This window comes from Candidatus Flexifilum breve, assembly GCF_016713355.1.
Map to the genome: position 1 here is coordinate 15,728 of NZ_JADJPI010000035.1, position 23,465 is coordinate 39,192.

The following is a 23,465-nucleotide window of genomic DNA, read 5'->3' on the forward strand; positions in this document are numbered from 1 at the left end:
ATTTGTATACAGATATGGCGGCAACCGCCCGCATTGAGGAACAGAAGGTCAAGCTGAAAGCAACGGCGGCACGCATGATCGAGATGCGTCACGCCATTCATCAGCAGATCGATCACAGTCTGGATGCTGAAAAAGGGGTGACGGTCAAAACGGAAAGCCTTGATGAACTGCGCGAGGGGCTACGAAATTATCGCCGCGTGGCGCTTATTGGCGATCCGGGCGCGGGCAAGACCACGACGCTCGAACGCTTGGCGTATGAATATGCCAGCGCCGCCGCCGAAGAAGTCGACGAACCATTTCAGCGTTCGCTGCCGCTGTTCGTGCGCCTCGGCGCGTACACCGGGGAAGACTTCACGCAGTTTCTCGAAGGCGCGTTCGGCGGGCTGCGGCTGCGCGACTATCTGCCGAACCGCGTGGTGCTGCTGCTCGATGGCCTGAACGAAATGCCGCCCGCACACCACAGTCAGATCGACGCGTGGCTGCGGGGACATCTCGAGGTGGTCGTGATCGTCTCGTGCCGCAAGCTGGATTACGTCGAACGCAAGCTCCCGTTGCAGCGCATCGATGTGCAGCCGCTCGACTTGGAGCGTATCCGGTTGTTCATGAGCAACTATCTGGAAGATGAGGATCGCGACAAGCTGTTCTGGGCGCTGGCGGGCTATGATGCGCGGCGGGCATGGGCGTGGTATCAGGGTAAGGTGCAAGAAGTCACCTACCACGAGTTCTTCGTCGGGGAAGATAAACCGAGATCAAGCTGGATACCAGAGCGCAAATTGCTGGACAAACTGCGCCAGTCCCTGCGAGAACAACACACTTTTTTTTTACCCGACATGCTCGGCGTGGTGACCAACCCGTTCTTGCTGCAAATCGTGATCGAAATCTTCGCCCTGAGCGGTGAACCGCTGCGCAACAAAGGCGATCTGTTCGGGCGTTTCGTCGCGCTGCTGCTGGCAGAACGCGGCAAAACTGCCGTGAGAGCGGATCGTGCTTGGATTGCGGAGGAAACGCAGAAACGGGCGCTGGCGGGGCTGGCGTACCGGATGCAGAGCGAAAAAACCGGCACGAGCGTGGGCGCTGATTTTGTGCTTGAAACCTTCCGTCACGCTGTGCCAGAAGCGGACGCCGCGCTGCTGCTGTATTTCGCGGTGAGTGCCAGCATTTTGGAGCAAAGCGACGCGATCCGGTTCAGTCACCAACTGCTGCAAGAGTATTTCGCCGCTTATGAAATGGGCGAAGACTTGCGGCGCGGCGTTCCGGCGAGCAAGTATTTTCCGTCCGATGAATGGTGGACGCCGACCGGATGGGAGGAAACGGCACTGCTGCTGGCGGGGATGTTGGGCGATGCGACCAAGGTGGTTGAATGGCTCAGTCCTGTGCAGCCCGATCTCGCCTTCCGGGTGGCGACGGAAAGCGGCGCACCGTGCGCGAATGCTGCCTTGAAGCCCTTGTACGAACCCGCGCTGAATGCACGGCGTTCACCCTATGCCGTCGCGGAATGGGGACGGCTCAACCACGAGCATGATCATCGCCCCGGCGTTGGTTTGCGTCCCGATGGACTGCCTGATCTGCTGTGGTGTAACGTGCCAGTAGGTAAGTTCCTGTATGGTGACGACAAGCAGGAACGCGAAATCAAGTACCTGTTCAAGATCGCCAAATACCCGGTGACATTCATCCAGTTTCAGACATTCCTCGACTCCGGTGAGTACGACGATCCACGCTGGTGGGCGGGAATGCTGGATGCGTATCAACGGCAGCCGATGGCGGAGCAGTACAACCCGTATCGTAATCACCCACGTGACAGCGTGTCGGGTATCAGGCGGTGGCATTTAGCCGCTGGTTGGATGCGAAATGCCGCGCGGAAGGCTTGGTCGGGAAAGATGTCGAAATCCGTCTGCCCTTAGCAACGGAATGGGAGTATGCGGCGCTGGGCAGCGCTGGACGCGAATACCCGTGGGGTAACGGTTACCGTGTGGGGCATGCCAACCTTGATGAGCAGGCAGAGGGTTTTGGTCCGTATTTTCTGAATCGAACGACCGCCGTCGGGAATTACCCGCAGGGCGCATCGCCATTTGGCGTATTCGATATGGATTGGGACGATCTGGGAATGGTGCCTAGATGACTTAAAAGAGCCAGAAATTCTAAAGTATTTGAGTATTATACCAAAAGCGCTGCGGGGCGGTTCCTTCGATCGCTTTCAGTACGCCGGTGTGTTGGGCCGCTTCTTCACTCCGCACGACATGAACAAGTATATCGGTTTGCGATTGGTGGTTTCCGTACCTATGCCGTCTCTGATCTCTGGTGAATGACCCCCACGCCTCCGATTTCGGAGAAGGGAGACAGATTGGAACTCGCGCTAGAATTAGTTCTCGCGGACGCCTAGACTTCCAAGCCTTACAGCGAAGGCGGAAGGCTCCCGCCGATGGGTCTGGTCTGCACGGGTGCCACCGTCAGGCACATACACAAGCTCGGGCGCAGCTTGGATCCGCTCCCGATGTGCCACGCCGGTCAGAAAGCCGCTTTCTGGTAGTGCTATCAAGACTATTTGGTTACACAACTAGGATAGAAGTGTAACCAAAATTGTGGTAAAATTGGGGTGATAACGGGTTAAAAAGGCTCAGATTCACCCCATGAAAGTCTCTCGTTCACCCCATTCTGCAATTATTTCCAGCTCTCAAACCATCAGTCCGGCGCTCCAAAGTGCGATTGCTCTGTGGGCCGATGCCAGCACAGATGCGACGAGCGACCGCCAAGAACGACCTGCGGCGCGATAAGATCACCGCCTTGACGGGACGACGGGAAGGCCGTTGGCTTCTTTGTCCTAATTCCAAAGTCACCGCAGGACGTCACCCCCGTCGATGTCAAGGCATGGCAGGAGCATCTGGAGGCGGCAGGTATATCGGCGGCGAGCGTGTATGCGCGCGTTAGCCGACTATCATCGTTCTACGAATGGTTGATGGCTGAACCGACGTTCCGGGAACAGATCAAGCTCAACCCGTGCACGTTGAGTCGTCCGAAAGCGCCGAAGCCGTACCAGTCGGAGAAGACGAAGGCGCTCACTGATGAGCAGGCGCGGGCGCTCCTGCGCGTGGTCAAAATCGAGGCTGATTTAGGAGACCTTAAAGCGAAGCGCGACTATGCCATGCTGCGTTTCTTCTTTGCGACGGGTAAGCGGCGCGAGGAGATTGTGCGTCTGCAATGGGGTGATGTGCGGATGCAGCGCGATGGCATTGTCATCACTGCGAAGCACAAAGGCGGCATCTACAGCGCGTCCGAAGTGCGGGATGTTGGAGCGCGGACAGCATTGGTCGAGTATCTGAAAGCATCAGGGCGGTGGAATGAAAGCGAAAATACGCCACAGCTTGACGAGGATGAGCCGCTATGGCTGCGGCACGACAATGCAGCGAAGGGTAGGGCGGCAGTCACGTCGCACGGCTTTGCCAAAGCGATCAAGCGATATGCGGAGCGGGTAGGGATAGCCGACTTTCATCTGCACCAGACACGGCATACGGTCGCGCGGATGGTCGGTGAGGAGAGCGGTAGTTTGGCCGAAGTGCAGACGGTGTTGGGGCATCAAAATCAGGCGACAACACGCGTGTACTTGCAGCGTGTGGCGGTCAAGCGCGACCGATATAGTGAGAGCATCGCCGCGCGACTCGAAGAGGATGACGCCTAAGGTCTGCGCTAATTTGAAAACCGTTTTCCAGCTTGATTCGACTCGAAGTCGAATCAAGGGTATTTTGCCCTAAAGCGCAATTTGTGCCATAATAGCAAAAATAATGACGATAACGTTAGCCACGTGACTTTTCAGGGCACAAATTCATTTGAAAACAACCGATGTTGTTCACCAAACAATCTCGATACCTGCGTATTTTGCAGCCCCGGTCTTCGTCGAAGCAGCAGATTTCGAGGAAGGATTGGCGTTTCTTCGAGTCCGAACGAATGCGGGGCGGCTAGAGAGTGACGCTGGCACTCGACGAGCTTGAGGCCGCACTCCAGATGCTGTCGGTCGAGAAAGCTGACCTTGTGCCCGGCGGCTGATTTTGCGCTGCTAATTGAAGCTGAGCGCATTCGTCTCGCTTATACCTACGATCCTCACTTTGCGGTGAGCCTATCCGGCGTTGAGCCGCTGCCGCATCAGCTCGAAGCTGTATATGAGCGGATGCTGCCGCAGGCACGACTGCGTTTTCTCCTCGCCGATGACCCCGGTGCCGGCAAGACGATCATGGCCGGGCTGCTCATCAAAGAACTGAAGATGCGGAACGCTATTGAGCGGGTGCTCGTGCTGTGCCCAGCACCGCTGACGATTCAATGGCAGGACGAGATGCGGGCGAAGTTCGACGAGACGTTTGAGGTCATCCGCTCGGAAGTGGCGAAAGACCAACTGGCGGGGAACGTGTGGGCGCGCTTTCCCCAGTGTATCGCGTCGGTGGACTTCGCCAAGCAAGACGACGTTGCGCCGGACTTGCTGCGGGCGGAGTGGGATCTCGTCATCATCGACGAGGCGCACAAGTGCTCGGCGCGGTGGTTTGGCAGCGATGTCAAGCGAACGAAACGCTACACACTGGCCGAAGCACTCAGCCAACAGGCTGATCGGTTGGTGCTGCTGACGGCGACACCCCATTCCGGCAATCCCGGAGCAGTTCGCGTATTTCCTGCGGCTGCTCGACTCTGATCAGTTCAGGGGGCCGGACCGGGTGGAGGAATTTGCTGAACTCAACCAACAGGCGCTGATGCCGTACCAAGGAAGCGCGCCGAGTCCGTGGTTTCTGCGGCGCATTAAGGAAGAACTGCGGACGTTTGAAGGCGAGAAGCTGTTCACGCAGCGCACGGCGATCACCGTGCCGTTCGAACTGTCGGACGAGGAGTTTCGCCTGTACCGCGCGGTGACGGAGTACATCAACGCGTACCTGCCGAAGCAGAGCGGGAAGAAGAAAGCGCCGATTGCCCTCGCGCGAACCGTGTTGCAACGCCGTCTCGCGTCAAGTGTGCGCGCGATCCGCAAGTCGCTGGAGCGGCGCTTTGACCGTTTCAATGAAGTGCTACGCGAGGTGGAACTGCTCGCACCCGGCAAACGCGAGGCGTTCTTAAGGCAGCAGAACCTGCTGGATGTGTACGATGAGGAACAAGAGACCGATGATGCTGACGAAGCGATTGACGAAGCGGCGGCGATCAGCATCACGGCGGCAGACCGAATTGATGTGCTGAAGGATGAAGTCGCGGCGCTGCGGACGCTGGTGCAGCAGGCGCGACGGGTTGAAGAACGCGGCGACGAGCGGAAACTCGCATCGCTGCTGCAATGCCTAGACCGCGCGGAGTTCCATGAGCTGAAGGATGGCCGCGGCAAGCTGCTGATCTTCACTGAGCACAAAGACACGCTCGATTATCTGCGCGAAAAGCTGCAACCGCGCTTTTCGGTGGTCGAAATCCACGGCGGGATGAACGCGCAGCGACGTAAAGAGGCGCAGGAACAGTTTCGCAGCCCGGCGGTGCAGGTGTGTCTGGCGACTGATGCGGCGGGCGAGGGCATCAACCTGCAATTCTGCCACCTGATGATCAACTATGACATGCCGTGGAATCCGATGCGGTTGGAGCAGCGCATGGGACGCATTCACCGGATTGGGCAGCGGCTCGACGTGTTCATCTTCAATTTTGTGGCGGTGAACACGGTGGAAGGGCGGGTGCTGGAACGACTGCTGAGCAAACTCGAGTCGATCCGCCGGGTGTTTGGGGAGCGCGTGTTTGATGTGATCAACATCATGCTGAAGGTGAATGAGGTTGATCTGGAAGATATGCTGCGCGAAGCGGCCTATAACCCGCGCAGCCTGAACGATGACTTCTACCTCCAGCAGATCGAACGGATCAATCCGGAACGACTGCGGGAGCTGGAACAGGCGACCGGAGTGGCGATGGCGACCAGTCACGTCGACCTGGGGCGCATTCGCGCACGGGATTATCGCAGCGAAGAACGGCGCTTGATGCCGGAATATGTCGAAGAATTCTTCCTGAGCGCGGCGAAACGGGTGAACCTGACGGTGGAGCGGCGGGCTGATAGGCTCCTACGCATCGAGCATGTGCCGATTCGCCTGCGGGCGACGACGCTCAACAGCGTGAAACGCTTTGGCACAGCGGGGACGGAATACCGCAAGGTGACGTTCAACAAGCGCGATATTCTGCACACCCAGAGCCATGCCGACGCCGAACTGCTATCGCCGGGACACCCGTTGTTTGCGGCGGTGAGCGAGACAGTGGAGAGCCTGCTTGGTGCGGCGCGCGGTGGGCTGGCGGCCTTCGGCGATGTGCTGGCTAGCGAACCGTACCGGCTGCACTTCTTCACGAGTGAATTGATCGGCGAAGAACCATCGGCGGGCACGTTCCGCACGGTGAGGCAGCACGCGGCGCTGAATGTGGTGCTGGAAACGGCAGATGGACGCTACGAAATTGCGCCGCCGGACGTGCTGCATGATTTACAGCCGATTGAGGCGGATGGCGAAGCGATCCCGGCGGAGGTGCGGCAGAAGCTGGAACGCTTCGTGCGCGGGTCGATCCAGCGGGTGCGCTTGGAGGAAAAGCGGCAGGAACGCGAACGCGAGATCGAAATCCGGCGGAGCTATCTGGTGCAGACATTTGACGCGCTGATCGCCGCCTCGCAGCGGAAGGCGCTAGAACTGGCCGACCGGGTGGAGTCGGGCGAGACGCATTACCGGATCGCCCGCGATGAAGCCTACCGGCGCGTGGATGAACTGGATGCGCGGCGCACCCAGAAGCTGGACGACCTGAAGCATCTGCGCGTGCTGCGACCGGGACCAGTGCGCTACTTGGGGAGCGCACTGGTCCTGCCCATCTCCGTTGAGGGCGAAGAGACCGATGAAAACGGTTTTCACTCCGACCCGGAGGTGGAGCGGCGCGCGATGGAGTACGTGATGAACCACGAGCGCGAGCGGGGGTGGACGCCGACCGACATCAGCCAGTTGAAAGACGGCAGCGGCTTTGACATTCGCAGCGTGTCCCCGCTGGATGCGAACGGCAAGCAAGAGGTGCGGCGCATTGAGGTGAAAGGGCGCAGCGGCTACAACAAGCCGGTGCTGCTGAGCGCAAATGAGTGGATACAGGCGGGGCGGCACGGCGAAAGCTACTGGTTGTATGTGGTGTGGGGCGCAGGGGCAGGGCAACAACCGCAGCTCCTGCCGGTCAAGAATCCAGCGGCGACACTGAGTTCTGCTGTGCGTCCGATTGTCAAGCACTATGTGATTCCGGCCTCGGTGTTATCGAGGGTGTAGTGAGGTAATGGTTTTTCATGTCGGTTCTTGAAAGCAACGCGCTTTACTTTGCAGAATGCCTGAAGTTACTCGAACGTATTCCGGACGAGTCGATTCACCTAATCTATGTCGATCCACCTTGGAATGAACCGGAGACTGAACCGCATACCAATGGGGCAAATGACGAAGCGTGGATGCGGCGGGTGCTGCGCCAGTACTGGCGGGTGCTGCGTTCAGATGGAAACCTTCTGGTGCATACGAAACAGGGCAGAGACCTTGCAATTGTTGACCTGTTGAATGAAACCTTTGGTCGCCGCAACGCCAGAGAAGAAGTTATTCTGCCGACCGGGACGAAACCGCCCGCGGGGCGACGCTATGAATATATTCGGCGGTATGCAAAAAACGGCCACAACCGACGTGAACTCCCCGAAGGTGTTTGGGAATACCGAGCTTACGACGATGACAAGGACTTTCAGGTTGATTACCCTGTACGTCCCGTCGGATTGATCGAAACTCTGATTGAGCATAGTACGCCACCAGACGGGATTGTGTTGGACACCTTTTTGCGGGACGGGACCAACTCTGGCAGCGGCGCGCCGTTTGAGACGCCGCTGGATTGGTTTTGCGACAAAGACGAAAAGGCAATTGCCGACTCGCAAAAAAACTTGGCGCGCTACAACGCAACCGTACCTCACGAGTTTCGATGTGAAACTCAGGAACAACTCAAATCATTCCCTGTTGAGCGGAGTTCTGTGTACCCAACGTTTTTTATCTCCTACGCGCGTGCCGATTCTGAGAAATATGTTGACGATCTTTGTAGGGCAATGCGCGAAGAATACATCTACTTGTGGCGGGATAAAGACAGTATCCCCGGCGGAAGTGAGTGGCGAAAGGAGCTGGAACAGGCAGCAGCAGACTGTGACGCGCTGATTCTATTCATGACACCGACCTCGGCTCAGTCGGAATGGGTGAGATGGGAATATGAGTTCTTCCTAGGGCGGGGGCGCAAGATTTTCCCGATTCTATGTGAGAATGGGGATGGTTGGACGAGTACCAAGATTGCTGAACTCCAGCAGTTGTCCTATGCTGACCGTGAGCGCATCTTGAAGGAACTCAAGCCGTTTGCACCCGTGAAGGATTTACAGAGCGTATGACCACTGACAAGCGATTGATTGAAGAATACATCCCGATCAAGGCGATTAGCGCGGAGGCGAGCCGCGAAAAGAGCATCCGGCACGGGCACATTAGCACGCTGCATCTGTGGTGGGCGCGCCGACCGCTCGTCGCCAGCCGCGCCGCGGTGTTCGCCGCGCTGATCCCGGCGGACGCGCAGCCGCAGTTGATCGACTATGAGACGAAAGCGCCGTACACGCTCAACAAGTTTGTGATTGACCTGTGCAAGTGGGAAGTGCGACCGGAAGTGCTCGACGAAGCGCGGCGGCTGATCCGTGAGGCGTACCCGGAGAACCCGCCGAAGGTGCTGGATATGTTCGCCGGGGGCGGTTCGATTCCGCTGGAGGCGCTGCGGTTGGGCTGCGAAGCCTACGCGCTGGACTTGAACCCGGTGGCGCACATCATTGAGTTGGCGACGCTGGTGTACCCGCAGAAGTATGGGTCGAAGCTGGCGGACGACGTGCGCAAGTGGGGCGAATGGGTGCTGGAACGGGTGCGCGCCGAAGTGGGCGATTTGTACCCATTGATCCGTGACCCGGAGATTGACAGCCTCACCCCGCAAGCACCGCTGCTGGGCGAGAAGGGCAGCACGAAGCAGATGCGCATGTTCCCATCTGACCAAGCGGAACAGTTGGAGCTGCCCGAAGGCGCGGATGAGGACGAGGAAGACCCGCTGGATGGGACGAGCGTCGACGTGCCCTTCGGGTATGTGCAGCCAGTGGCGTACCTGTGGACGCGCACGGTGACCTGCCCGAACCCCGGCTGCCGCGCGACCGTGCCGCTGGTGCGGCAGACGTGGCTGAAAAAGAAGAAGGGCGACAACGTGGCGCTGGCGATGCTGCCGCACCCGAGCGAAAACCGCATGGCCTTTTACGTGAAGAAGGTGCGCGACCCGCAGGAGTTTGGCTTTGACCCGGCGGCGTTTAGCGAGCGGGGGAACAGCGTGTGCGGGCGCTGCGGTTCGACGGTGGACAGCGGCTACATTAAGACGGAGGGGAAGGCAGGGCGCATGGGTGCGCAGATGATGGCGACCGTGTGCGTGCGACCGGGGACGCGGGGCAAGGTGTACCTGTCGCCGGATGAGCAGGCGCTGCCCGTGCCCGACGAAGCGGCGATCCGCGCGCGGATTGAGGCGCTGACCGCCGAGACAGGGATCACGCCACCGGATGAACCGTTGCCCGAAAAGCTGACAGGCGGTATGTGTACGATTTATGGCCTAGATCAGTTCTATAAGCTGTTCTCATTTCGCCAACTCCTCACTTTGCTTACCATCACAAAAGTGATACATCAAGCACATGCTGCACTTAGTGAGACTTTTGTTGATGCCGAATACGCTAGGGCAGTGTCCACATTTCTTGGAATGATGTTGAGTCGGTTAACGGACTTTTCATCTACATTGTCTACTTTCAACTCAACTGGCGGACGCGGTACAAAAAACACATTTGCCCGTCAAGCCCTACCGATGGTGTGGGATTTCTCGGAAACAAATCCGATTAGTGGGGTAGCAGCAGATTGGCAATCATCAATCAGAGCTGTAAAAAAGACGCTTCCCGATTTACTAACTATTGGAAGTACTCCTGCTAATGTAAGCCGTGGATCCGCAACTCGGTTTGCCTTATGATGACCTGAGCCTCGATGCTGTTGTAACTGATCCTCCATACTACGGCAACGTGAGTTATTCCGATCTCTCGGACTACTTTTACGTCTGGCTGAAGCGCTCGATTGGGTTTTTGTATCCTGAGCACTTCTCGAATGAGCTTACGCCGAAGAGAAATGAAGCAATCGTTGCACTATACCGTCATGAAGATAATCGAGATAAAGCTCGGCAATTCTATGAAGACTCGATGGCTGCCGTTTTTGTCGAAGCGAATCGAGTCCTGAGTGCAACTGGGACGCTTGTTACCGTATACGCACACAAAACCACTGCTGGATGGTCTACTTTAGTCGACTCTCTGAGAAGAGCAGGTTTTACGGTTATAGAGGCTTGGCCTATTGATACTGAAAGACCATCCCGGGTTGTTGCCATGGATACAGCTGCTCTTGCATCATCGTTCTTTCTCGCTGCACGCAAACGCGAAAACGAGGCGAAGTCTGGTAGATACATCCAAGATGTAGAGCCGGAAATGAAGAAGATAGTTCGTGAGCGTGTTAGGTTGTTCCTTGAAAAAGGCATCACCGGGGCGGATTTGAATATCGCGGCGGTGGGGGCGGGGCTCGCACCGTACACGCGCTATGCTCGCGTCGAACTGCCCAACGGCGAAGAACTGGCGGCGGCGGCGTATCTGGACGAAGTGCAGGCGGAAGTTGTGCGCGTGCTGCTCGGCGAGGCGGTCAAGGCGGATAAGGCGACGCAGTTCTACATCATGGGGCGCGGCTACTACGGCGAAGCGTGGGTCGATTTCGACGAGGTGAACACGCTGGCGCGGGCGACCGGGATCGAACTGGACACGGGCGCAGAGTCGCTGGTGCGCGGGCGGTCGGGGTTGGTCGAGAAGAAGGGGAGCAAAGTTCGCCTGCGCGATTACCGCGAACGGGGTGACGACGAACGGCTCGGTTTGCCGTCGGCGGAGAAGCCGAAAGCCGCGCTGATCGACGTGCTGCACCGGCTGCTGTGGCTGGCGGAGAACGATAACAGCGGCATCAGCGATCTGCTGGCGGAGTCGATGCCGGATAAGTATCTGCTGCGCTTGTCGGCGCAAACGCTGGCGGGGCGGGCGCTCGCCGCTGAACCAACACCCGGCGCGGTGCGCGACGAACGCACGGCGGAACAGCGCGCAATTGATTCGCTGCTGGCGTCATGGCGGCGCGTGGTCGATGAGGGAAGATGGTGTAGTGCCCTACGATGAGAAGAGATGATGACATTAGTATTTGTCAGTTACTCACATAGTGATCGGGCGTTTGTAACTCAACTTGCTCAGGATTTGAGCGCACGGGAGGTTCCCATCTGGCTCGATATCCTGAATATCAAACCCGGACAACGGTGGGATGTGGAGGTGGAACGTGCGCTCGAAAGAGCCTCACATATGTTGGTCGTCATCTCGCCAGCGTCGATGGATTCTCAGAATGTGCATGATGAAGTGAACTACGCCATTGATGAGGGGAAGTCGATCATTCCTATTCTGATTGCGGATACCAAAGTGCCGTTTCGTCTGCGTCGGCTGCAATATACGGATTTCAGGGAAGGTTATAGTGCTGCATGCGAAAAACTGATAAAGCATTTGCAGCAGAGCTTTTCCGAAGATCTGCGAACCCTAGATGCGCCACTCGTTCCAAGCGCCGAGATGGTAGAAGCCAAACCCGCTAAGAATTTACCGTTGTGGAATCTCGATGAAGTCCAGCTTCCCGATGATACGGCCGCTCTGTATATGTACGACGCGAAAGATGGCTCGAATCTGTATGAACTGCGGAAGAATGTCATCCTCATCGGTCGTGGAACAGAGTGTGATATTCGCCTCAAAGCACGTGAAATCTCCCGGTTCCATCTTCGCATTACCTTTGATGGCGATAATTATTACCTCGAAGACCTCGAGCCGAAATGGAACGTCGCTCAACGGCTTGCCTTTGAAGGAAAGCGCAAGTTGGCCGATCGTGATTATCTAAATGTCGGTGGCAAAGTTCGTCTGCAATTCTTCGGCCCAGCATCGACATTTCCGATGCCGCTGAATGATATCTCCGGCGCTTCCAACAAGACGACCTTCAGCGATCGTCTACAACTGCTGGATGATAAAAGTATGCTTATTGTCAATGGAAAAGCAGTCGAGGCGAAACTGAGCCCACAGCAATATATGCTACTTGAAATGCTGTACAACGCGCCTGGCGGCGTATGCAGTCGAGCAGAACTGTTGGCAGCGGATTGGGGGGATGGAAAGATGAATCCCGCAAGACTGGATAATCTTGTTCGGCGCCTCCAAGATCGACTCTCTGAACTTGATCCCGACTGGCGCTATATTACAGAATTCAGCGGTTATGGCGAAGGTTACGTGTTCACGATGTCACTTGAGGAGTGAGCATCGTGGAATATATCGGGAAGCGCAGAGAAACGCCCTTGTGCAGTGACCAAGGATAACGTGAGATTACTTAGTGGTAGGATCCGCGAAAACTTCGTGCTTGATACGGACGCGGCGGCCAAGGAGCCAGCGCCAAAATGATGCGCGTAAGCCCAGTCAAAGATGGTCGACCAGTGGTCAGCACTAGATAAGCGGTTACAGAGCTGGTTTATTGACGAAAAGGGTTCGGTTCAACCGATGGGTCTCGTATTTGTCAGTTATTCCCGAAAAGATGCTGAGTTCGTACTGCGCTTAACGACGGAGCTCAAACAGCACGCAGTTCCGATCTGGCTGGATCAGTTCGACATTACGCTCGGCCAGCGTTGGGATGTCGCTATCGAAAACGCCCTTAGACAGTGTACCCATGTGCTGGCTGTGCTGTCACCGAACGCGGTCAGCTCACACAATGTTCTGGATGAGATCAGCTACGCGATTGAAGAGAAGAAAGTGCTGATCCCAGTCGAACTGGCTGACTGCGAAATCCCATTTCGCCTCCGGCGGTTTCAGCGCAAGCGGTTTCAGGATAGCTACAACCGCGCGTTCGTTCACCTGCTGGCAGAGCTACCGCGTCACGGCAAGCAAACCGGCGGCCTCGACGATACGGTGATTCAGCCAGCGGGTGAGCAGCACCACCAACCGCTGGTCATCGACCGCCAGATCACCGTCGTGACGCCGGGATCGGCGGCGGGAACGGTTCCGGTACTGGTGTTTCAGGACGATTCACGTCGTACACGCGTCGCGATTAGTCGAACACCGCTGATCATCGGGCGCGGACCGGACTGCGACATCATCATCGTGCGGAATTCGCAGGTTTCGCGTTCGCATATCCGGATTTCGACGATGGAAGGGGCTTATTTCGTCGAAGATCTCGGCAGTCGTAACGGGACAGCGGTCAACGGGAGTAACGTGCGTCCGGGGTATCGGCACAGCTTGAAACCGGGATATCGAATTGACATCCCCGGGGTGACTATTCAGTTTGAACTCGGGGCTGCGCCGGTGCCACCGCCGCGCAAGATCGACGATACCGACGGAGAAGGAACAAACGGTGGGCGCGGGTGGACGGTTCCGGTCGTTCATGACCCGGTGGTGAAAGTCTTTGCCGCGACCCACACGGTGACGATCAACGGCGTGGACCTCAAGCCGCCGCTCACCGTGGCGCAGTTCCGATTTTTGCAACTCCTGTACAACGAGTATGGATCGCTCTGCACACGCGATGAAATTGCGGAATTCGTGTGGCCGGAGACTGAAAAAGAGTGGGTGAACGATCAGGTTTTAGACAGCGTCGCGCAAGCCGTGCGGGACCGGATCGCCGAACATGATCAAGGTTGGGAGTACATTCTGCGCGAAGGCGATCACAGCTACAGGCTCAATAATCGTCCGATGAAGAAGTGACGGGAACAGAACCAAATGGATTATCAAGCAAAATTGCGGGATGCACGGTCGCTCATTGACCGTGGGCAATATAACTTGGCGGTCGTGGTGCTCGGCAACATCCTCGAAAATATCTATCTCGACTTCTATGAGGGCGTCAAACAAAACCTGTCGCTGGCGCAGCAGCAGCTTTTACTCCAACGCGAACAGGAATATGGGCGCACCGGGGATCGGGCGGCTCGGGAAAAGGGCTTCGCCGGCTTGTCGCTCGGCGGCAAAGGGAAATTCTTCTACGAGAACAAGGTGATCGAGGAAGCGGAACGGCTGTTCAATCGGAGTTTCCCGCACTTTAAAGCGTTCGATCCGCGGCTCTTTCGCGATTTTCGCAACGAAGCAACGCATGGACGCGATGACCAGATCGTGGATGAGGACGAGGCGAACCTGTTCTATTCGCAGATGCGGGTGCTGCTGCTGGAAATCGGCTTGATCCAGAAGGCCGAGCCGAAGGTCGAGGCGGTTGCGACGGGTGGTCTGCGTTCGTGGAAGGAAAACGGCGTCATCCCGCATGACGACATCCTCGGCGGCAATCTTCAGATGGACACCTACGCGGCTGATCTGTGGGGCGTGGCGCGGGCTGATCAACATACGCCCGCGGTTTACCGCGAGGCGGACCAATTCTTCCGCCAAACGTACCTGACCAACTCGCTGCGCGCGCTGCTCAACGATGTGCTCAAAGTGCTGAACGGTGGAGCCGGGGATCGCGTGCTGCAACTGCGGACGCCCTTCGGCGGTGGCAAGACGCATACGCTCATTGGGCTGTACCACGTCACCAAAAATCGCGCCAAGATCGTTGATTTGCTGCCGGATCTGCCCGATCCGGGTGAGTGCGCGGTTGCGGCGGTGCAGTGCGAGAAATTCGGTGTCCGCGAGGGGCGAGTTACCGATGACGGACTGCAAATCCACACGCTGTGGGGTGAAATCGCGTATCAACTGGGTGGGGCACAAGGGTACGCGGTGCTGCGGAACTATGATCGCAACCTGACTGCTCCCGGTGGCGAGACGCTCACGCAACTGCTGCGCGGTCTGCGCAAACCTGCTCTCATCCTGCTGGACGAGGTGCTGAATCACGTCGAAGCGGCACAAACGGTGACGGTTGGCGAGAGCACACTGGGTCGCCAGTTGATGATCTTCCTCAAAAGCTTGACTGAAGCAGTGTCGGGGTCGCGCAACGCAGCGCTCGTCTACTCACTGCAGGCGAGTGTTCGCGAAGGACTCGGCGCGGAGAGCCTGCTCACAACGCTCGATCATCTGGTGTCGCGGGTGGATGCAAAGCGCGAACCCGTCAGCGGCGCTGAGGTCATGCGGGTGGTGCAGCGACGCTTATTCAAGTCGCTGGGCGATGAAACCGCGGTACGCCAGGTCGCGTCCGCTTACGCCGAGTCGTTCCGTAAGGCGCGTCAGTCAGCAGGTGGTCTATCGCACGACGATCAGCACCAGATCGCGCAGATGCTGAACGCTTTGCTGAGCGTGTGCTCGAAAGCTACCCGTTTCACCCAGATTTGCTCGATTTGATGTATCACCGCTGGGGCACGTTGGCCAGCTATCAGCGTACCCGTGGCGCGCTCCAATTCCTCGCTAGCGTCGTGTATGACTTGTGGGATCGCGGTCGCGATTTGCAGCCGTTGATCGGTGCAGGCGACGTGCCGCTAGATGGGGACAACGCGCGTAACGCCTTCTTCACGCAGGTTGGCGAACGTGAAAACTACTCCTCCGTGCTCAACGCGGACTTGATTGGGTCAGGCGCACGGGCGGCGCGCGTTGATCGGCGCATTGCGTCGGATAGCCCGGCCCTGCAGCGTTTCCGAGTCGGTACACGACTGGCAACGGCTGCGATGCTGTACTCATTTGGCTCGCGAGAAGGTGAAGATCGCGGTGTCCTTGAGAGTGATTTGATTCAGGCAGCGACTGTCCCCGGATTGGATCGCATGATTCTCACGACGGCGCTTAATGACCTCCGCAGCGAAACGTTGCATTTGCACTACACGGGCAAACGGTATCGCTTTGACATTCAGCCAAACCTCAATAAGCTCATTGACGAGGAGATTCGCAAACTCGAAGGCAGCGAGGTAGAAGGGCGCGTCCGCAAGATGCTCGAATCGGCGCTCGCGGGAGCGCGCGGTGCGGTCATTTGGCCGGAACACTCCGGCATGGTCAACGACCATGTACCCATGCTGCAAGTTGTGTATCTGCCGTTTGAATGGGATGGAGGCTTGGACGAGGCCGGCCTACACGATAAGCTCACCCAGTGGCTCGAATATGCAGGAAGTTCGCGGCGTGACCACAAGAATAGCCTTGTGTTTGCCATTCCCGGTTATATGGCCCGCGACAACAGCCTGAACGCTGCACGTGAACTCATGGCGGTTGAAGCCCTCACACGCCAAATCAGAAATTACAACGTCGATCAGCAAGAGTTGAAAGCACGGCACACGACCGCGCGGGAACGGCTAGAACGCGGGATGCTCAGCCTGTATGACCGCATCGCACTGCCCATTCCCGAACAGACGATGTACTCATGGCGCTTCATCGAGTTGCAAAGCCGCAATGAGACACTGCTTCACGATCGCGTGATGGGAGCACTGAGAGACGGTAAGCATCTGTTCGACAGCGTTACGCCCGACAAACTCATCGCACTTACGGGGCTGAACGAGGCGCAAGTCATCAAGACGGCGGATGTTGCTAATTGGTTCTTCTCATTCTTCGGGTTCACGCGCCTCAGTACTGCAGATGCGGTGACGAACGCTATTCAACGCGGCGTGCAAGATGAGAAATTCGGCTATAGCTCAGTGTGGCAGCTCTCAGAAAATGGTTTTCATTTTCCAAATCGAGAGTATCTACATCGGGCGCTCTTTACGGAGCGATGAGATTGACCTTGACAGTGGGGTGTTGTTGATCGCAGAAGTTGCCCGCGAAGTCACCTATGTTCCGCCAGTTGTCATACCAGACGAGGGTGCAGATGACTCGATGCCCGTTCAACCCGATCCGCAGCTTTGGCCACCAATCATCGAACCACCGATCACAGAATCAAAGAAGCGGTTCCGCTTGATCGCCCGCGCAGACAAGGCGAAAGTTTTCAAGGTCATTCGCGCAGTCCAGAACCTGATGGATAAATCTGATCGCGTTACTATGCAAATTGAGATCGTCGCCGAGTCAAATACACAGTTTGATCCAGTTTGGTTACGAAACGCAGTCGAAGAACCACTCGATGAAGCGGATGTTGATGCACAGACTCGTTTGGAGTGACTTTATCTATGAACACCCCTAAGTTCCGCCATCCGAGTGAGAACCATCGGCGACGTCGCAACGCTCGGTGACTTTTGGTGTTGGGCAATGTCTGATCTACTGAGTAACGGTAACCGGGCGATCTTTGCAGAGTATCTTGTTGGTACAGCGCTTCAGGCAATTGAACGGCCGCGTATTGAGTGGGATGGGTACGATCTGCTTTACAGGGGCAAGCGTATAGAGGTCAAAGCATCTGGATACTTGCAGAGCTGGCAGCAAGCGAGACCTTCAACAATCCGCTTTGATATTGCGCCGAAGTTTGCTTGGGATGCACTGACAAACACCTACGCCGCTTCCGGCGTCAGAGCAGCAGACTGTTATGTTTTCTGCTTGTATGCTGAGCTAGATCAGGGCGGCGTGGATGTGCTAGATGTCGAGGCGTGGCGGTTCTATCCTGTGCTTACAACTACTCTGGACACGCAGTATGGTGCGCAAAAGTCCATCGGGCTTGCCGGCCTGAATCGGCTCTGTCAACCACTTCCCTTCGGCGAATTGAAGAAGCAGATAGATGCATTACTTTGTATTGAGGGATATCAATGAATATTGGCAAACTTGAAGTTGTCCAGATACGTGAAGCCTTTCGTCATGAAGCCCACAACTTCACCGTATGGCTAGAGACTAACATCGATGCATTGGCGCAGCGACTGAATATGCAGCTCACTGTTGTGGCGCGAGAGAAAGCAGTTGGGTCCTTTAATGTCGATCTGCTTTGCGAAGACAGTGATGGAGATCCTGTAATTGTCGAAAATCAACTTGAGCGCAGCGATCATGATCACTTGGGAAAACTGCTGACCTATTTGGTCAATCTGGAAGCTAAGACCGCAATCTGGATCACAACTGAACCGCGGCCTGAACATCAGCGGGTGGTTGACTGGCTCAATGAATCTACGGGTACAGACTTTGCCTTTTACCTTGTGCGCATTGAAGCAGTGCGAATCGGTGACTCACCATTTGCACCTTTGTTCACTGTATTGGTTGCGCCTGATGAGCAGACCCGTGAAATTGGGGAAACGAAAAAGGAACTTGCCGATCGTCATCACCTGCGATTGGAATTTTGGACTACCTTACTGGAACGGAGCCGTACCAGAACTCATCTTTTCTCGAACAAGACGCCAAGTCACGATCATTGGCTAGGAACTGGATCCGGTAGAAGCGGAATAGAGTTCAACTACCTCATTCTGAAGGATGGCGCGGGAATTGATCTAGTAATCGATGTGGGAGACTACGACAAGAACAAAGCCGTGTTTGACCGTTTGTATGCTCATAAAGATGAGATAGAAGCTGAGTTCGGCGATGTTTTGAGTGGCGCCGACTGGATAACAAGCGTACCAGTCGTATTGTGAAGCTGATCAAAGGACATGGCAGTTCGCGAGACCGTGAGTCGGGAAGGCCTGCAAGACTTGATGATCGATATGATGATCCGTTTTGATAGAACGCTTCGTCCACGGATTGCGGCGTTGCGATAGGATCTAGTCGAAGTAGTGTGTTGGTAACTAAGGCCAACTGATCCCGCAAATCAGTGCAGATTCCGGGTGATGTAGGACCTGTTTCGGTCTAGATTTAGGTGCCGGAGTAATGCCATGCCTTCACTGTCTGATAATCCAAACTTACCACCGCTTGAGCTACCAAGACCTGTCCCCAGCCTTTACGTCTTCATCTCGTATGCGCACTCGGATCAGTCGGTCGCAGGGCAGATGGAGGCTTGCTTGTAAACCACTGGTATACGTGTTTTCCGCGACGCGGTGCTCATCCGCTTTTCTAGCGTCTCTGGTCGGCGCGTGATGTGTTTTGCCGACGCAGACAAGTATTTTGTCACGCTCCGGAACAAGTGATAGCGTGAGCCAGACCTGCGGCGCAGTAGCTGGAGTTGATAATGTGAAAGGGAAACGTCATGCAGGGGAACGCAGACCGTTTCGAGAGGGAATCAGCCCGTGTGCAGCGTCTCCGCTGGATTGGAATCGGGATTGAACTGATTCTTGCCGGCGTTGGTTGCATCATCGCTGGTGTGTTCTTCACGTCTCGCCCGCCACCCAGGAAGGGGATCGACAAGTCACATACAGGTTGATTGTGTCTGACTTGGTTTAGTGAAGAACAAAACGAGAAGAAGTTGTACCAAGGTAGTCGGGCCAGCTCGTCGCCAGATGTCAGCTGGCAGGAAATAAATGGAGTAGCATCGGCAAATTCATACTATAAATCCATTTTTTATCCCCCACGAAAGGGAACACCATGAACTTGTATATCGAAGAACTCCTCAAATCGCTGCCAGCGAGTTTGCTAGGATCATTCGTCTGGGCAGTCATTGTGTTGTTCTTTCAGAAGAGCAAGCTTATGCAGCGTCAGGTAACGCTGTGGAAAGTCTTGCTCATTGTCGGAACTGTCATTTTCGCGGTGGTGGCGTTTGTCACACCTCGGCTATCCGTGCCGCGTGTAGACGACTTGTCAACCTACTTGACTGTCGATCTCGTAAGCGACGACACGGATGGTAGCGACTTCGGGTGGATACCGGGAAATAGCGATCAAACGCAGCGCCCATCGTTAGTCGATGCGACAAGGGGCGGTATCAGCGGACGATTTGTGCACTACCCGGTTGAGCTGCGATCAACTGAGGATGCCTCTGGCTACAGTTCACCGAGACTCACAGCGCGTCTTCAGCGTGTGCTGCGCAACTACGAGCGCGACATCGACATGAATGCGCTGCTGGCGACTATCTACATTGAGAGCAGTGAGTCGACCAATATCAGCGTGAATCCTTATCTGGTACTGCCAGAGTACGGTACAGCTTACCTCGGTTTCGGTCAGGTTGTTCCGACGAATCAATGGTCGCTCATTCAGTGGCGTGAGGTCACTGATTCAAATCGCTACACGGCAGAATTCTTCGATGATCTCTTCGCCTTGCGCGATGAGTACAGTATTCAGGATCTGGGCTACTTACGCATGGTAAATATTCTGTTCGTTCCGCGCGACGAGGGATCGGCTGTCGGGCTCGCCTTCCGGTTGCTATCAGACAAAGGTCAGGACGTGGAAGATGCACTCGCGGCCACAATCTATATCAGCAGCTTAACTTTCGTGCCTTAGGAGGAATAGTTATATCTATGTCGATCCCGCGATTTTGTCGTCCCGATGACCCCATCGCGGATATCAGCACCGTGGGCGAGTTCTGGCAGTGGGCCATGTCAGATCTGCTCAATAACCGCAATCGCGGCATTCTTGCTGAGTTCTTAGTAGCCAAGGCGCTGCTCGGCACGCTGGAGAGTCCGCGCATGGAGTGGGACTGTGCGGATGTGGTGTATCGCAGTTGCAACATCGAAGTGAAATCTTCGGCTTACGTGCAGTCGTGGCATCAACCGGGCGCAAAGTTGTCAGATCTGCGCTTCCGCGTTGGTCCGCATGAATGCTGGGACGCGCGCACCAATGTCAACAACCGGGAGCGGCGGCGTCACGCTCACCTGTATGTTTTCACGGTGTTCCCAGTCGATTCGACTGATCCCACGCGAGATGTGCTGGATCTCAGTAAGTGGGGCTTCTACGTCACCACCACCCGACACCTTGAAACGCGGATCACGCCCAGCACGACGAGCATCGGCTTGCCCGGTGTGCGGGCGATTTGCGGTAACTGCGTCGCCTATGACGAGCTGAAGCGCATCATCGATCAGTTGATTGATGGGCTGGCATGAAGCATGCCGGAAAACCGTTTTCTTGGATTTAAGTGCGCAGCCTTGAGCGCGCATGTCACATGACTGATCCGCATGACGAAGGAGACTGAAGCCAGAATGTCGCAAACCAAGCTGCAAGCCGCCCGCGAACTCATTCAAGAGAAGCAGTATGCCGCCGCGCGCGCTGTCCTCGAAACCCTGCCCACCGACCCCGCCGCCAAGCAGTGGCTCGCCAAGCTCAATCAGATCGCTCCCGCGTATCCCGCCCCGCCGCCCATCAGTCACGAAGCGGAACGCTAATTCCGCGCTGAGAACCGTGCCCGCAATCGTCGCCGTTTTGGCAGTGGCATCGAAGCGATTGTGGCCGGCATCGGCGCGTTGTTTCTCGCCGCTTTCCTCGGCATTCGCCCCGCTGGCGCTCCGGGTGCCGGGATCACCATTACTCCAGACCCAGTTATCGTGGTTCTCGGATCATTCTCATCGTCGCTGGCGTTGTGCTAATGCGCCGGCGCGATTGACAGCAAGTCCATAAATGTCCGCTTTGAGTTTTTGAGGTGTAACGATGGCTGTTCCAGCTCAAAATGATTTCCTGCTCCCGTTTCTGAACATCCTCAGCGATGGTCAAGCGTACACACGCTCGCAGATGCTGTTCCGGCTCGGCAAGCACTTCAACCTGGGCGAGGCGGATCTCAACCAGATGAGTGGCAGCCATTTCACGATCATCAACCGGGTAGCGTGGTGCGACGCGCATTTTGTGCGGGCGGGCTTTGTCGCCAAAACGCAGCATCCCACAGACAGTCTACAGGACACGTTTCACATCACGTCGCTGGGCGTGCGTGAATTAGGGCGGCAGGGACATCACGGGGTACAACCGCTCACCGTCGGCTACTTGCAGAGCTTCTATCGCGGCAAAGTGCTGCGCGGCGCAGGGTCAGATGACACAACGAGCGATGCCGAACTGGCGCTCTATGCCGCCTTCGAAAAGCTGCCGGATGAATTCACGGTGCTGCACAGCGTCAAGTGGTTTTCGAAGTCGGATAAAGGTACGGTAGGTGAGGTCGATTTCTGATCGCACCCACAGCTCAGTGTGCTGGTGCTGGAGGTCAAGGGCGGCGTGATCTCGATGGAGCAGCGCGGGAATCAGCAGGTGTGGACGACGGTCAACTATTTCGGGAAGGCCGTGGAGATCAAAGACCCGTGCCAGCAGGCGGATCGCAACCGTCGGGCGCTGCGCGACTGGTTGCAGAGCGATCCCCGGACGCGGAATGTGTCGTTCGCGTTGTTCCCCGCCATCGCCCTGCCGGATTCACAGGTGGAACGCGATATTCGCCCGGATTGCCCGGAAGCGATTTTCCTCGACATCCGCCATGTCGACGATGTGGAGCGGCGCATCCGCGAGATTTTCGCCTATTGGCAGCCGCGAGCTGATGGCGCAAATCAGCGTATGGGTGGGGCAGCAGCAGTCAAGGCACTGGTGGAACTGCTCGTGCCCACACGCAAACTTCAGCCCCGTGTCGCCGAAATCTTCGAGCGGGAACGCCGCAAGATTGAGGAACTAACGCATAATCAGTTCCGCATTCTGCGCCAGTTGAAGCATCATAAACGGGCAGCGATTATCGGCGGCGCGGGCACGGGCAAGACGATGCTGGCGATGGAGAAGGCGACGCAGCTCGCCGAGGGCGGTTTCCGCGTGCTGTTCCTGTGCTTCAATCGCGAACTGTCGGATTGGGTCGGCGCAAACCTCAAGCACGAGCGGATCATGGTGGCGACGTATCACCAGTTCGTTGGTAACGCGACCCATTGGGCGGGGATCAAACGGGCAGCCTACGATTCATGGAACGATTTCGTCAACGACGCCCCGGATCTGCTGCTGGATGCGGTGAGCATCATCCGTTCGCCGGACTCGGGTCAGCAGCACCGCCTCTTCGACGCGATCATCGTGGACGAAGCGCAGGACTTCGGGGATACGTGGTGGGTCGCGCTGCCCGATTTCCTCGTCGATTCCAACAATGGCGTGTTTTACGTGTTTTTCGACGATAACCAGCGTATCTTCACGCAAATCAGCAGCATCCCCATGGAGGGCGAACCGTTTCTCCTCGACGAGAACTGCCGCAACACACAGCATATCCATGCGGCGCTGTCGCCGTACATGCGCGATGTTGAGGAGACGGTGTGCAACGGCCCTGAAGGTCGCCCAGGCGAGCTCATTCCCGCGGCAGATCGACCGGCGGCGCGGCGTGAGCTTCAGCGCGTGCTGCACCGACTGGTCAACGAGGAAGGAATTAAGCCGTCGGAGATCATTGTGCTGACGCCCGCGGCCGACAAACGCAGCGGCTGGAAAGAGAACGATCAGCTCGGCAACTTCGTGCTGACGTGGGACATGGATACCGAAATGCGCGATGCGATCCGCGTCTGCACGATCTACCGCTACAAAGGTCTAGAGAGCGCCGTTGTCATTCTTACCGAGCTGGACCAGAGGCGCGAAGAGGTCGGAGACTCGCTCATTTATGTTGGTTTGTCACGGGCACGGCATCATGCGATTGTCATCGGCGCATTGCCGAAACCACAGGAAGTCAATAGGTAGAACTCTTTCCGAGCTTGGACTACGGAAAAGATCTCTGGAAAAC

20 protein-coding genes are annotated in these 23,465 nt (G+C 56.6%); all 20 read left to right on the top strand.

Annotated features, from left to right (window positions below; translation table 11 throughout):
* The first annotated feature begins 14 nt into the window (after nucleotides 1-14).
* Nucleotides 15-1,901 (top strand): NACHT domain-containing protein, encoded by a 1,887-nt coding sequence (locus tag IPK17_RS22975; RefSeq protein WP_343420033.1) that lies wholly within the window; start codon nucleotides 15-17, stop codon nucleotides 1,899-1,901.
* Nucleotides 1,865-2,119 (top strand): SUMF1/EgtB/PvdO family nonheme iron enzyme, encoded by a 255-nt coding sequence (locus IPK17_RS22980; RefSeq protein ID WP_343420034.1) that lies wholly within the window; start codon nucleotides 1,865-1,867, stop codon nucleotides 2,117-2,119. The genes IPK17_RS22975 and IPK17_RS22980 overlap by 37 nt, the downstream gene beginning before the upstream one ends.
* An 834-nt stretch (nucleotides 2,120-2,953) precedes the next feature.
* Nucleotides 2,954-3,673 carry a site-specific integrase gene (locus IPK17_RS22985; protein ID WP_343420035.1) on the top strand — a complete coding sequence of 240 codons (720 nt, stop codon included), beginning with the start codon at nucleotides 2,954-2,956 and terminating at the stop codon, nucleotides 3,671-3,673.
* A gap of 348 nt (nucleotides 3,674-4,021) precedes the next feature.
* Nucleotides 4,022-4,672: a DEAD/DEAH box helicase gene (locus IPK17_RS22990; protein WP_343420036.1), complete on the top strand. Its 651-nt coding sequence runs from the start codon at nucleotides 4,022-4,024 to the stop codon at nucleotides 4,670-4,672.
* A gap of 22 nt (nucleotides 4,673-4,694) precedes the next feature.
* Nucleotides 4,695-7,277, top strand: a complete 2,583-nt coding sequence (locus tag IPK17_RS22995; protein WP_343420037.1) for a helicase-related protein — start codon at nucleotides 4,695-4,697, stop codon at nucleotides 7,275-7,277.
* 17 nt (nucleotides 7,278-7,294) lie between these two features.
* The gene (locus IPK17_RS23000; RefSeq protein WP_343420038.1) at nucleotides 7,295-8,410 is read left to right on the top strand and encodes a TIR domain-containing protein; all 1,116 of its coding nucleotides are present in this window, start codon (nucleotides 7,295-7,297) and stop codon (nucleotides 8,408-8,410) included.
* On the top strand, nucleotides 8,407-10,050 hold the full coding sequence (locus IPK17_RS23005; protein ID WP_343420039.1) for a DUF1156 domain-containing protein: 1,644 nt from the start codon (nucleotides 8,407-8,409) through the stop codon (nucleotides 10,048-10,050). Before IPK17_RS23000 ends, IPK17_RS23005 begins: the two co-directional genes overlap by 4 nt.
* 502 nt (nucleotides 10,051-10,552) lie before the next feature.
* Complete coding sequence (locus IPK17_RS23010; protein WP_343420040.1) at nucleotides 10,553-11,275, top strand: hypothetical protein; 723 nt, start codon at nucleotides 10,553-10,555, stop codon at nucleotides 11,273-11,275.
* Between the two features lie 6 nt (nucleotides 11,276-11,281).
* The gene (locus IPK17_RS23015; RefSeq protein WP_343420041.1) at nucleotides 11,282-12,436 is read left to right on the top strand and encodes a TIR domain-containing protein; all 1,155 of its coding nucleotides are present in this window, start codon (nucleotides 11,282-11,284) and stop codon (nucleotides 12,434-12,436) included.
* 237 nt (nucleotides 12,437-12,673) lie between these two features.
* Nucleotides 12,674-13,867: a TIR domain-containing protein gene (locus IPK17_RS23020; RefSeq protein ID WP_343420042.1), complete on the top strand. Its 1,194-nt coding sequence runs from the start codon at nucleotides 12,674-12,676 to the stop codon at nucleotides 13,865-13,867.
* A gap of 15 nt (nucleotides 13,868-13,882) precedes the next feature.
* A complete protein-coding gene (locus IPK17_RS23025; protein WP_343420043.1) occupies nucleotides 13,883-15,418 on the top strand; it encodes a DUF499 family protein in 1,536 nt (511 codons plus the stop codon).
* Nucleotides 15,376-16,767, top strand: a complete 1,392-nt coding sequence (locus IPK17_RS23030) for a DUF499 family protein (protein WP_343420044.1) — start codon at nucleotides 15,376-15,378, stop codon at nucleotides 16,765-16,767. The genes IPK17_RS23025 and IPK17_RS23030 overlap by 43 nt, the downstream gene beginning before the upstream one ends.
* Before the next feature lie 25 nt (nucleotides 16,768-16,792).
* Complete coding sequence (locus tag IPK17_RS23035; protein WP_343420045.1) at nucleotides 16,793-17,146, top strand: hypothetical protein; 354 nt, start codon at nucleotides 16,793-16,795, stop codon at nucleotides 17,144-17,146.
* An 87-nt stretch (nucleotides 17,147-17,233) separates the two neighbouring features.
* Nucleotides 17,234-17,725: a hypothetical protein gene (locus IPK17_RS23040; RefSeq protein ID WP_343420046.1), complete on the top strand. Its 492-nt coding sequence runs from the start codon at nucleotides 17,234-17,236 to the stop codon at nucleotides 17,723-17,725.
* A complete protein-coding gene (locus IPK17_RS23045; protein WP_343420047.1) occupies nucleotides 17,722-18,528 on the top strand; it encodes a DUF4268 domain-containing protein in 807 nt (268 codons plus the stop codon). The genes IPK17_RS23040 and IPK17_RS23045 overlap by 4 nt, the downstream gene beginning before the upstream one ends.
* 883 nt (nucleotides 18,529-19,411) lie before the next feature.
* On the top strand, nucleotides 19,412-20,260 hold the full coding sequence (locus IPK17_RS23050; protein ID WP_343420048.1) for a hypothetical protein: 849 nt from the start codon (nucleotides 19,412-19,414) through the stop codon (nucleotides 20,258-20,260).
* A 17-nt stretch (nucleotides 20,261-20,277) separates the two neighbouring features.
* On the top strand, nucleotides 20,278-20,859 hold the full coding sequence (locus IPK17_RS23055) for a hypothetical protein (RefSeq protein ID WP_343420049.1): 582 nt from the start codon (nucleotides 20,278-20,280) through the stop codon (nucleotides 20,857-20,859).
* Between the two features lie 96 nt (nucleotides 20,860-20,955).
* Nucleotides 20,956-21,138 carry a hypothetical protein gene (locus tag IPK17_RS23060; RefSeq protein ID WP_343420050.1) on the top strand — a complete coding sequence of 61 codons (183 nt, stop codon included), beginning with the start codon at nucleotides 20,956-20,958 and terminating at the stop codon, nucleotides 21,136-21,138.
* A gap of 262 nt (nucleotides 21,139-21,400) precedes the next feature.
* Complete coding sequence (locus IPK17_RS23065; RefSeq protein WP_343420051.1) at nucleotides 21,401-21,907, top strand: winged helix-turn-helix domain-containing protein; 507 nt, start codon at nucleotides 21,401-21,403, stop codon at nucleotides 21,905-21,907.
* 24 nt (nucleotides 21,908-21,931) lie between these two features.
* Nucleotides 21,932-23,422, top strand: coding sequence for an AAA family ATPase (locus tag IPK17_RS23070; RefSeq protein ID WP_343420052.1), 1,491 nt, complete (start codon nucleotides 21,932-21,934; stop codon nucleotides 23,420-23,422).
* Nucleotides 23,423-23,465 lie beyond the last annotated feature (43 nt).

Bases quoted from the DNA above. Each gene is read 5' to 3' on its own strand.
- IPK17_RS23010 (WP_343420040.1), top strand. From the start codon at position 10,553: ATGAAGAAGATAGTTCGTGAGCGTGTTAGGTTGTTCCTTGAAAAAGGC.
- IPK17_RS23045 (WP_343420047.1), top strand. From the start codon at position 17,722: ATGAATATTGGCAAACTTGAAGTTGTCCAGATACGTGAAGCCTTTCGT.
- IPK17_RS23060 (WP_343420050.1), top strand. From the start codon at position 20,956: ATGTCGCAAACCAAGCTGCAAGCCGCCCGCGAACTCATTCAAGAGAAG.
- IPK17_RS23050 (WP_343420048.1), top strand. From the start codon at position 19,412: ATGAACTTGTATATCGAAGAACTCCTCAAATCGCTGCCAGCGAGTTTG.
- IPK17_RS23020 (WP_343420042.1), top strand. From the start codon at position 12,674: ATGGGTCTCGTATTTGTCAGTTATTCCCGAAAAGATGCTGAGTTCGTA.
- IPK17_RS22975 (WP_343420033.1), top strand. From the start codon at position 15: ATGGCGGCAACCGCCCGCATTGAGGAACAGAAGGTCAAGCTGAAAGCA.
- IPK17_RS23040 (WP_343420046.1), top strand. From the start codon at position 17,234: ATGTCTGATCTACTGAGTAACGGTAACCGGGCGATCTTTGCAGAGTAT.
- IPK17_RS23025 (WP_343420043.1), top strand. From the start codon at position 13,883: ATGGATTATCAAGCAAAATTGCGGGATGCACGGTCGCTCATTGACCGT.
- IPK17_RS23005 (WP_343420039.1), top strand. From the start codon at position 8,407: ATGACCACTGACAAGCGATTGATTGAAGAATACATCCCGATCAAGGCG.
- IPK17_RS23065 (WP_343420051.1), top strand. From the start codon at position 21,401: ATGGCTGTTCCAGCTCAAAATGATTTCCTGCTCCCGTTTCTGAACATC.
- IPK17_RS23055 (WP_343420049.1), top strand. From the start codon at position 20,278: ATGTCGATCCCGCGATTTTGTCGTCCCGATGACCCCATCGCGGATATC.
- IPK17_RS23015 (WP_343420041.1), top strand. From the start codon at position 11,282: ATGATGACATTAGTATTTGTCAGTTACTCACATAGTGATCGGGCGTTT.
- IPK17_RS23000 (WP_343420038.1), top strand. From the start codon at position 7,295: ATGTCGGTTCTTGAAAGCAACGCGCTTTACTTTGCAGAATGCCTGAAG.
- IPK17_RS22985 (WP_343420035.1), top strand. From the start codon at position 2,954: ATGGCTGAACCGACGTTCCGGGAACAGATCAAGCTCAACCCGTGCACG.